This is a genomic window from Streptomyces sp. NPDC002690, assembly GCF_053592415.1.
This window is the reverse complement of record NZ_JBSFVR010000300.1, coordinates 1-9,259: the sequence shown is the minus strand read 5'-3', so window position 1 is coordinate 9,259 and position 9,259 is coordinate 1. Positions and strand designations below refer to the sequence as shown.

The window sequence follows — 9,259 nt, the reverse complement described above, 5'->3', positions numbered from 1 at the left end:
GGCAGACAGGCGGCGATCAGCCGCACGTGCGACCACAGCGCCACCGAACGCCAGGGCGCCTTGCGGCGCGAGGCCGGTTCGACCAGCCTGCGGTGCAGGACGCAGCCGGTGACCGCGAACCCCACGAAGAGGGCCAGGGTGTACGCCCCGGCCATCCCGGTCACCGCCCAGCGTGCGGGCAGCAGCAGGTAAGCGGCCCCGGAGAGGCCCGCGTTGAGACCGGCGATCACCAGATTGAGCAGGAACGGCGTACGGGTGTCGCCGAGGGCGTAGAACCCCCGGGAGAGCACGTACTGTCCCGAGAACGCGATCAGACCCGGCGCGAAAGCCCTCAGCATTCCCGCCATCACGCTGACGTCGGCACCGCTCGTGCGGCCGTACCCGAAGACCGATCCCATCACCCAGGGAGCGAGCGCGAACAGGGCGAAGGCCGCCGGCACCACGATCGCGGCTGAGGTGCGCAGCGCGTACGAGAGGTCGCGGCGCACCCCCGGGAGGTCCCCCTCGGCCGCCGCCCGGCTCATCCGGGGCATCAACGCGGTGACCAGCGAAACCGTCACGATCCCCTGCGGCACCACCCAGAGCAGGTAGGCATTGCTGTACGCGGTGTACCCCGCACCCCCCGACACCCCCTGGTTCACCGCGTGTTCGCCGGTGAGGGTGGAGAGCCGGGTCACCAGCCAGTACGCGGCCTGATTCGTCAGGACCAGCATCACCAGCCAACCGGCAGCCCGCAGCGGCCTGGTGAGCCCGCTGCCCCGCCAGTCGAAGCGGGGCCGCCAGCGGAACCCGGCCGCCCGCAGCACCGGCACCAGAGCCAGCGTCTGCACGACGATCCCGGCGGTGGTGCCCCAGCCGAGCAACCGGGTCTGCGCCGCGCTCGGATCGCCGCCCGCGTTCGCCGCGACGCCGAGATACAGCCCGAAGACGGCGATCACGACGACGTTGTTGAGGACCGGAGCCCACATCATCGCGCCGAACCTGCCCCGGGCGTTGAGTACTTGACCCAGCAGGGTGAAGAGCCCGTAGAAGAGGATCTGGGGCAGGCAGCAGCGCGCCAGGGCGATCGTCAGTTCCGCCTGCTCGCCGGAGTAGTCGGTGTACGCCGCGACGATCTGCGGAGCCCCGACGACGGCGAGCGCGGTGAGGGCGACCAGACCCGCCGTGCAGACGGTGAGGAGCCGCTGGGTGTACGCGACACCCCCGTCCGCGTGGTCCTTGGCCGCCCGCACGAGTTCGGGGACGAACACCGCGTTCAGCGCACCGCCGATGAGCAGGATGTAGAGGATGTTCGGCACCGTGTTGGCGACCGTGTAGCCGTCGGCCCGTAGTCCGGTACCGAGCGCGGCGACGACGACCGCCGAGCGTATGAACCCGGTGGCGCGGGAGACCACCGATCCCGCAGCCATCAGGGCCCCGCTCCGCAGCGCCGAACCGGCCTTCCCCGGGGTGTTTTGCTCCTGCTCCGTGCCGGAACGGTCGGCCTCCGACGGACCCGCCGCCGCGACCTGTCCGGTCGCCTCCGCCGGGGTCACCGGTGTGCCAGATAGGCGTGGAACGCCCGGTACAGAGTGTTGTTGGCCGCGCCGCCCACCGATGTCTCCCATTCCCCCAGGGTCTCGACCACCTGTCCGCCCGTGCCCAGCTTCCAGCGCAGCAGACCGAAGGCACGGTTTTCGGGGTCGAGGATGGAGGGTACCCCGCGCATGTCGTACACGGCGGCTCCGTGAGCGAGGGCGTCGGCCATCATCTGCCACTGGAGCGCGTTGCTCGGGCGCACCTCCCGGCGGTGGTCGGCGGACGCGCCCGTCTGGTACCACACCCGCCCAGGGGTGCGGATCATGGTGTGCGCGGCAAGTATCTCCCCGTCGTGCACGGCGAGAAGGAGCCGCATCCGACCCGGGCACTCCGCGTTGAGCACCGCGTACTGGCGCTGGTAGTAAGCGAGGGAGCGGCCGAGCCGGAAACCGTCACGCTCCTCCGTGATCCTCAACAACCGGTGGAAATCAGGAAGTTGTCCGGCATCGCCGGTGACCACGCGTACACCGGCCTTCCGTGCCCTGCGGATGTTGCGGCGCCACTCCTGACTGAGCCCCGCCCAGAGCTGGTCCTGCGTGCGGCCGGCGAGCGGTACCCGGAAGACGTGGCGCGGCTGGGCGTCCATGTCGCCGCCGGCCTCGCCGTCCCCTCCGCACCGCCGCCATCCCCGCGCGCGCAGCCGTTCGGCGACGGCCGTCCCGAGGGGGTCCACCTCGGTGGCGAGCACGTCGCCGATCCTCCGGCCGGGGCCCGTCGCCGACTTGAGACGTGCCGCGTCCCACCGTCGGAACTCGGGGGAGGGGCCGATCCGTACGGCGAAGGCGCCCGCCTTGCGCAGATGCGTCATGAGCGGGTCCAGCCAGCGGTCGACCTCCGGGTCCGCCCAGTCGGCCACCGGCCCCTCCGGCAGATAGGCGAAGTACTTCCGGGTCCCGGGGAACTGCCGGTAGAGGACCAGTGCGCTGCCGGCCGGAGTCCCGTCGTCGTGGTGCCAGCCGACGGTCTCCGACCGCCAGCCGTCCTTCACCCCCGCCCAGGACGGGTACTGGAGGAAGCTGGCGCCGGGGTGGGCCGACAACCACGCCCGATGTGCTTCGGCGGTGATCAGGCCCGTCCGTAGACTCCGCCGTCCCTCGTGGCCGCCGGTCACCTGAAGTGCTGACATCCCCGTCCCCCGTTCTGCCGGGCCGGCCGCTCGGCCGGACCGCACAGGGATGGTGGCGACGGCCCGTGACGGAGCCGCGCGGTCCATGTGACCGGACGATGACCGTTGTGCTCCGGTCCTCGTCACAGGGAGATCTCACCCTTTTTGTGCCGGTGTGCGGGTCCTATGGTCCAGGCATGCCACTGCACCGAGACACACCCATCCGTCAGGTCGTCGCGATGAGTCCCCTGAACCCCGGCACGGACCGGGCCCTCCGGCCCCGCCGCCGCACGGCCCGGCTCACCCTGGTGGCCGGGACGGCGGTCCTGGGCGCCGCCCTGACCGCCTGCTCCGGAAGCGCCTCGGCCTCCGGTTCCGGCATCCGCCCCGCCACCGGGGGCGGCACGACGCCGGCGGCCGGGCGGACCGACGTCTCGGTGAACCTCCGGGGCGACAGCGCTCCCGCCGGTGCTCCCGTCACGGTCACCCTCGCCGACGGCACCCTGCGCACCGTCTCGGTCACCGACACCTCCGGCGGGACGCTCACCGGCCGGATATCCGCCGACGGCCGCACTTGGACCTCCGACCGCCCGGCCGCTCCGGGCACCCGCTACCAGGTGAAGGCGACGGACACCCGAGGCGGCGCGGACACCGAGGAGTTCACCACCGCGAAGGCGGGCCTGGTCAACAAGCTCACCCTCGCCCCGGGCAAGAACGTCACCGTCGGCATCGCGCAGCCGCTGTCGGTCGTCTTCGACAACCCGGTGAAGAACAAGGCGGCCGTGGAGAAGGCCCTCAAGGTCACCACCTCGAACAACACCGAAGGTTCCTGGGGATGGCTGCGCGACTACTCCGGCAAGGACCGCGTCGACTGGCGGCCGAAGGAGTACTGGAAACCCGGCACCGAGGTCACCCTGGACGCCGCCCTGGGCGGCACCGACTCGGGACCCGGCGGCGGATTCTTCGTACGCGACTACGCCATGTCCTTCACCGTCGGCCGCGCCCAGGTGGTGAAGGTCGACCTCGACCGCCACCGGCTCGCGCTGGTGCGGGACGGCAGCACCGTCATGGACATACCCGTCTCCGGTGGAACCCCCGGCGGCGACAAGGCGTCCTGGCGTGGCACGGCGGTGCTGATGGCGAAAGAGGGCACGATCAACATGCGCTCCGAGACGGTCGGCCTGGGCGACGCCTACGACAAGATGGTCGACTTCTCCATGCGGCTCACCTGGTCCGGCATGTACGCCCACGCCGCGCCGTGGAACGCGGCGTACTTCGGCGTCGCCAACCACAGCTCGGGCTGCGTGGGCATGAGCGACGCGAACGCGGCCGAGCTCTACACGAAGACGCAGGTGGGGGACCCCTTCGAGATCACCGGCGCGGACACCAAGGGCGTGGTCGCGGAAGGCAACGGCTACGGCGCGTGGAACGTGTCCTGGGCCGACTGGCGGGCCAAGAGCGCGCTGGACTGAGGGGGAGGGACCGGCCGGCGGGCGACGGCGCGCGACCGTCGCCCGCCCTCATTCGGCGATCCCGTGGGTGAACACCCTGCGGGCCAGCGCGATTCGGGGCTCGGCCAGTTCGACGTCGATCCGCTGCTCGCGGGCTTCGTCGGTGCGCACCGCCGCCCCGGTGGGGCCGCCCGACTGCAGACAAGCCCTGCGCAGATGGGTCGGAGGGTGGGTCGTGTCGGTGCTGTGGCCCCGGACGACACTCACCCGCCGCAGGCGCTCGTACTCGCGCGACGGTATCGACTCCACGTGTGCCGCGAGACTCTCCCACAGGCCTGCCCACGGCTGCTGCGGGGCGGAGGCGCCGCGGCGGGCGGCCTGGCGGGCGTCGAGCTCACGGTGCAGAGCGTGCTCCGCCGACTCCAGCACCAGAAGACGGTCCGTCAGCCGCACGGCGGCCGCGGAGGAACCGACGTGGGCGGCCATCCTGTCCGCGAGGTACTCGGCCCTCTGGGACGCGCGCAGCGTCAGCCGGTCCAGTATGCCCAGGACCCCCCTCAACGCCACCCGGGGAATCATGGTCAGCGTGTTGGACACCATCTCGATCATGTCCGGACGGTGCACCGGTTCGGTGTAGTAGTACAGAGCGGAGAGGGCTCTCAGCGCGCTTCCCAGAACCACCCCGCGCCGGGTGTCGCCGTTGCCGAAGTGGCCGAGTTCGTGGCCCAGCAGGGCGAGGCGTTCCTGAGGAGAGAGGATCTCCCAGAGCGGCAGACCGATCGTGAGCAGGCGTCCGCCCCGCAGGCCGTAGGTCGTCACGCTCGCGTTGAAACCGGTGTTGAGGACGACCACGTCCACGCCCCGGGTGCCTGTGGCCGCGCCCACCTCGTCGATGGTCGCGAACAGTTCGGGCGCCTGCGCGCGACGGAGCACGGGACCACCCTCGGGCAGTCGGCGGTAGCGCGGCAGCAGGGTCGCCGCCACCGCGAGCAGCAGGACACCCAGCGCCATCAGCGGGGTTGCCCAGCCCTTCACCAGGAGGCAGACCCCGCCGACCACCAGCGCCAGAGTGAAGGCGTGCACCGTGAGGGCCAAGGTGAACGCCGCCACCGCGGAGGCGCTCCGGTGCGGGTCCGGGGTCGCGCCGCCCGTCATCTCGGTGAGCAGGGACTGTCCGTGCCGCTCCGTCAACTTCTTCCGGCGGCGCTCCAGTCGCCCGAGCCTCTCCTCCGGCGGGTTCGGGTCGACATTCCAGTCGCACCCTTCGCACCAGGTGACGAACCGGCCGTCCGTCTCGATGTCCGATCCGCACCGCGGGCACGTACGTACGGTAGTTCCGGCCCTGTCCACTGTGTTCCCCCCGGCAGCGTCCACAGGGCTCTTCGCCCCGGCCCCTCCCCAGGGACCACAACTGCCTCTTCGCGCACAGCCGATCACATCGCGACGGCCGGGGCAACGCGGATCCGCGAGGCCCGAGGGCGTTTCGCCGCCTCTCGGGCCCCACCGCGGTGATCAGCCCTTCGGCGTACGCAGCCCCAGGTGGTCGCGGAGCGTCGTTCCCTCGTACTCCGTGCGGAAGACACCCTGCTCCTGGAGCAGCGGAACCACCGTGTCGGCGAACTCGTCCAGGCCGCCGGGTACCAGGTGCGGGGCGAGGATGAAGCCGTCGGACACCTCGCTCTGCACCGAGTCGTTGATGGCCCGCGCGACCGTCGACGGCGAGCCGATGAAGGTCTGCCGGGCGCTCGTCTCGATCACCAGCTCCCGGATCGACAGACCCTCCGCCTTCGCCCGCTGCCGCCACTCGGACGCGGTCGCCAGGGGATCGCGGACCATCCGTACGCTCGCGCGGCCCCGGGTCACGGTGTGCTCACCGGTGTCCGGGTCGATGTCGGGCAGCGGCCCGTCCGGGTCGTAGGAGGACAGGTCCCGGTTCCACACGTGCTCCAGGAACTTGATCGCGGTCTGGCCGCTGACCTGACTGCGCCGCACCTCGTGCGCGCGCTCCTCCGCCTCGGCGTCCGTGTCGCCCAGTACGAAGGTGGCGGCGGGCAGGATCAGCAGGTCGTCCCGCTCCCGCCCGTGCCGGGCGAGGCGCCCCTTGACGTCGTGGTAGAAGGCGCGGCCCGGCTCCGGGGCCGAGTGCCGGCTGAAGATGGCGTCCGCGGTGGCCGCCGCGAACTCCCGCCCCTGGTCCGAATCCCCGGCCTGGAAGATCACCGGGCGGCCCTGCGGGGAACGGGGCACGTCGAAGCGGCCCGCGATGTCGAAGTGCTGGTCGCGGTGGGCGAACGTACCGGCGTCCGCGCTGCGCAGGAACTGCCCGCTCTCCCGGTCGGCGAGGACCTCGCCCTCGGCCCAGGAGTCGAACAACTCCCAGGAGGTACGCAGGAACTGCTCGGCGCGGGTGTAACGGTCCTCCTCCGCGAGAAAGCCGCCACGCCGGAAGTTCTCGCCCGTGAACGCGTCCCAGGAGGTGACGACGTTCCACGCCGCACGGCCCGCCGAGAGATGGTCCAGGGAGGCGAACTGCCGTGCCACCTCGTACGGTTCGTTGAAGGTGGAGTTGATCGTGCCGGCCAGGCCGATGCGGTCGGTGACCGCCGCCAGCGCGGCGAGGATGCCGAAGGTGTCCGGGCGTCCGACCACGTCCAAGTCGTATATCTCACCGCCCTGTTCGCGCAGCCGCAATCCCTCGGCCAGGAAAAGGAAGTCGAACTTGGCCCGCTCGGCGGTGCGCGCGAAGTGGCTGAAGGAAGCGAAGTCGATCTGGCTGCCGGCCTCCGGGTCGCTCCAGACAGTGGTGTTGTTGACCCCCGGGAAGTGGGCCGCGAGGTGGATCCGCTTCAGGTTGTCGCTCATGACTGTCCTCCGGCCCGGACCCGGGCGTAACGGTTGGCGGGACGCGGGAGGCCGAGGAGGCCGCGCAGTGAGTCGGCTTCGTACGCGCGGCGGAACGCGCCGCGGCTCTGGAGTTCGGGGACCAGCCCCCGGCCGATGGCCGGCAGGTCGTGACCGGCGACCGCCGGACGGAGCCGGAATCCGCTCAGGCCCGCACGTTGCCAGTCCAGCAGCAGATCGGCCAGTTCGGCGGGCGTACCGGTGAAGATCTCGGCATCGCTCGTCAGGGGAGTACCGGCCACGTCGTCCAGGCGCTTGCGGCGCTCCTTCGCCGCGCCGGCCGTCTCGTCCAGGAAGACCACCAGGTCCCCGAAGACGTGGAGGGTCTCCCCGCCGCGTCCGGCCGCCTCCTGGGCGGCCCGGATCTCCTCGGTCACGGCCCGCGCCTCTGCGGCGTCGTGCGGGGTGACGTAACCGACGTCGGTGGAACCCGCCACCAGCTCGTACGGAATGGTCGCGTGGGCCAGCGACGTCACCAGCGGCTGGCCCTGGGGCGAACGCGGCGTGATGGAAGGGCCCTTGACGCTGAAGTGCTTGCCCTCGAAGCCGATGTAGTGCAGCTTCTCGCGGTCGATGAACCGTCCCGTGGCGGTGTCGCGTATCTCCGCGTCGTCCTCCCAGCTGTCCCAGAGCCTGCGGAGCACCTCGACGTAGTCGGCGGCCTCGGCGAACAGCTCGCGCACCAGTTTCTGGGCCTCGGGCAGCAGATAGTCCTGCGGACGGAACGGCGGCAGGTCCCGGCGGCCGAAGTGCGCCGCCTCGTGCCCCGCGGCGGACACCTTGACCCGGACCCCGGCGCGGCCGGAGCTCACGAAGTCCAGCGTCGCGACGGCCTTCGCCAGGTGGAACGGTTCGGTGTGGGTGGCCACCACGGTAGGCACCAGCCCGACGTGCCGGGTCAGCGGCGCCACCCTGGAGGCGATCAGGACCGCGTCGAGCCGCCCGCGCACCTGGTCGGTGCGCCGGTCGTCGGCGGTCGGATCGGTGGACTGGAGCGACAGCGCGTCCTCGAAGGTGACGAAGTCGAGAAGGCCTGCTTCCGCCTCCCGCACGGCGTCCAGCCAGAAGCCGGCGGTGAAGAGTTCGCGGGCGCGGGACTCCGGCTCGCGCCAGGACGCGGGGTGCCAGCCCGTGCCGTCCAGCGCCACGGCGAGATGGAGGGGTTCGGGAGGTGAGGAGGGGGACTGCGACATGTCGGGGAAGAGCCTTTCCTGATCGGCTGGGGAGTACGGAGGCGGCGCGGCGGCGGATCGGTTCCGGCCGCGCGCCCGCTGGGCGCGGAGGTCAGTTCCCCGGCGCGGTGGCGCGGTCACCGCCAGGGACACGGACCACGGCGAAGAGGGTGCGTCGGCGCAGGGCGAAACCGATCGAGAGGTAGAGGCGGATGGCGTTCTCGTTGTTGCCGGCCGCGTGCAGGAAGGGAACGTCCCCGCGGTCCCGGATGCCGTCGGCGACATGACGGACCAGCCGGGTGGCGAGACCTTCGCCGCGGTGTCCGGCGTCCGTGCAGACAGCGCTGATCTCGGTGTGGCCGGGGGGCCGCAGCCGTTCCCCGGCCATTGCCACCAGCCGGCCGCCGCGCCGGATTCCCCAGTAGGCGCCCAACTCGATGGTGCGCGGGAGGAACGGCCCCGGCTTGTTCCGGCTCACCAGGTCCAGCATCTCGGGCACGTCGGCCGTGGTCAGCCGGACCGCTTCCGGATCGGGCCGCGTGAGCAGGGTGTCGGCGACGAGTTGTACGCCCTCCGCCCGCTCCACGGTCTCCCAGTGCTCCGGCACCCCGCTGATCCCGGTCACCGCCGTCTGCGTACCGGGTCCGAGAAGCGCCGCCAGATCGTCCCAGGCGCGCGGGTCCGAGGAGTCGCCCAGCGCCACGAACGGGGCGACGTCCGTCTGGTAGCGGGCTGCGGAGCCGACGATCTCCGCGAAGCGGCGGTGCGCTCCGGTGAGAGCGGCCCAGGGGGCGTTGTCCAGCACGTGCGGCCCGGACGGTGCGGGGACGGGATCGATGTGGGGGAGCGACTGCGCCGGCTGGAGGTCGGTGGACATGTGTGGCCGTTCTTCCTTCGGTGGGTCGTGCCGGTCTCCGGCACGGTGGACAGGGGCGGACCGCTTCAGCCGACCCCGGTGCCTGTTCGGTCACAAACCGGCAGGCGAGGACGTCGTTTCCGTCGACCCGTACGCCCGGCATGCCGTAACCGATTGCCTTGTGTGCGAGGGAGGA

7 protein-coding genes and 1 pseudogene are annotated in these 9,259 nt (G+C 71.6%); 1 reads left to right on the top strand and 7 read right to left on the bottom strand.

Features of this window, described 5'->3' with window-relative positions; genetic code table 11:
- On the bottom strand, positions 1-1,535 hold a 1,535-nt coding region (murJ, locus tag ACWD3D_RS28105), incomplete at its 3' end, for a murein biosynthesis integral membrane protein MurJ (protein WP_451463584.1).
- Positions 1,532-2,704: a lipid II:glycine glycyltransferase FemX gene (locus ACWD3D_RS28100; RefSeq protein ID WP_451463583.1), complete on the bottom strand. Its 1,173-nt coding sequence runs from the start codon at positions 2,702-2,704 to the stop codon at positions 1,532-1,534. The genes murJ and ACWD3D_RS28100, both read right to left, overlap by 4 nt.
- A gap of 218 nt (positions 2,705-2,922) precedes the next feature.
- Here ACWD3D_RS28100 and ACWD3D_RS28095 point away from each other — a divergent pair, with 218 nt between their 5' ends.
- Positions 2,923-4,155 carry an Ig-like domain-containing protein gene (locus ACWD3D_RS28095; RefSeq protein WP_451463585.1) on the top strand — a complete coding sequence of 411 codons (1,233 nt, stop codon included), beginning with the start codon at positions 2,923-2,925 and terminating at the stop codon, positions 4,153-4,155.
- 48 nt (positions 4,156-4,203) lie between these two features.
- On the opposite strand, the gene ACWD3D_RS28090 is transcribed toward ACWD3D_RS28095, so the two are convergent.
- The 5 genes and pseudogenes from ACWD3D_RS28090 to ACWD3D_RS28070 all read right to left on the bottom strand — a co-directional run.
- The gene (locus tag ACWD3D_RS28090; RefSeq protein WP_451463582.1) at positions 4,204-5,325 is read right to left on the bottom strand and encodes a M48 family metallopeptidase; all 1,122 of its coding nucleotides are present in this window, start codon (positions 5,323-5,325) and stop codon (positions 4,204-4,206) included.
- Positions 5,326-5,646: 321 nt separating this feature from the next.
- Positions 5,647-6,996: an NtaA/DmoA family FMN-dependent monooxygenase gene (locus ACWD3D_RS28085; protein WP_451463581.1), complete on the bottom strand. Its 1,350-nt coding sequence runs from the start codon at positions 6,994-6,996 to the stop codon at positions 5,647-5,649.
- Positions 6,993-8,228 carry an LLM class flavin-dependent oxidoreductase gene (locus tag ACWD3D_RS28080; protein WP_451463580.1) on the bottom strand — a complete coding sequence of 412 codons (1,236 nt, stop codon included), beginning with the start codon at positions 8,226-8,228 and terminating at the stop codon, positions 6,993-6,995. The genes ACWD3D_RS28085 and ACWD3D_RS28080 overlap by 4 nt, the downstream gene beginning before the upstream one ends.
- Positions 8,229-8,319: 91 nt before the next feature.
- Positions 8,320-9,084 carry a GNAT family N-acetyltransferase gene (locus tag ACWD3D_RS28075; RefSeq protein ID WP_451463579.1) on the bottom strand — a complete coding sequence of 255 codons (765 nt, stop codon included), beginning with the start codon at positions 9,082-9,084 and terminating at the stop codon, positions 8,320-8,322.
- A gap of 91 nt (positions 9,085-9,175) precedes the next feature.
- Positions 9,176-9,259 (bottom strand): annotated as a pseudogene (locus ACWD3D_RS28070) (thiamine pyrophosphate-dependent enzyme); the annotation flags it as partial.

What these genes read in the sequence shown, in the direction of transcription:
- ACWD3D_RS28100 (WP_451463583.1), bottom strand. Translation starts at nt 2,704, where the DNA reads ATGTCAGCACTTCAGGTGACCGGCGGCCACGAGGGACGGCGGAGTCTA.
- ACWD3D_RS28095 (WP_451463585.1), top strand. Translation starts at nt 2,923, where the DNA reads ATGAGTCCCCTGAACCCCGGCACGGACCGGGCCCTCCGGCCCCGCCGC.
- ACWD3D_RS28080 (WP_451463580.1), bottom strand. Translation starts at nt 8,228, where the DNA reads ATGTCGCAGTCCCCCTCCTCACCTCCCGAACCCCTCCATCTCGCCGTG.
- ACWD3D_RS28085 (WP_451463581.1), bottom strand. Translation starts at nt 6,996, where the DNA reads ATGAGCGACAACCTGAAGCGGATCCACCTCGCGGCCCACTTCCCGGGG.
- ACWD3D_RS28075 (WP_451463579.1), bottom strand. Translation starts at nt 9,084, where the DNA reads ATGTCCACCGACCTCCAGCCGGCGCAGTCGCTCCCCCACATCGATCCC.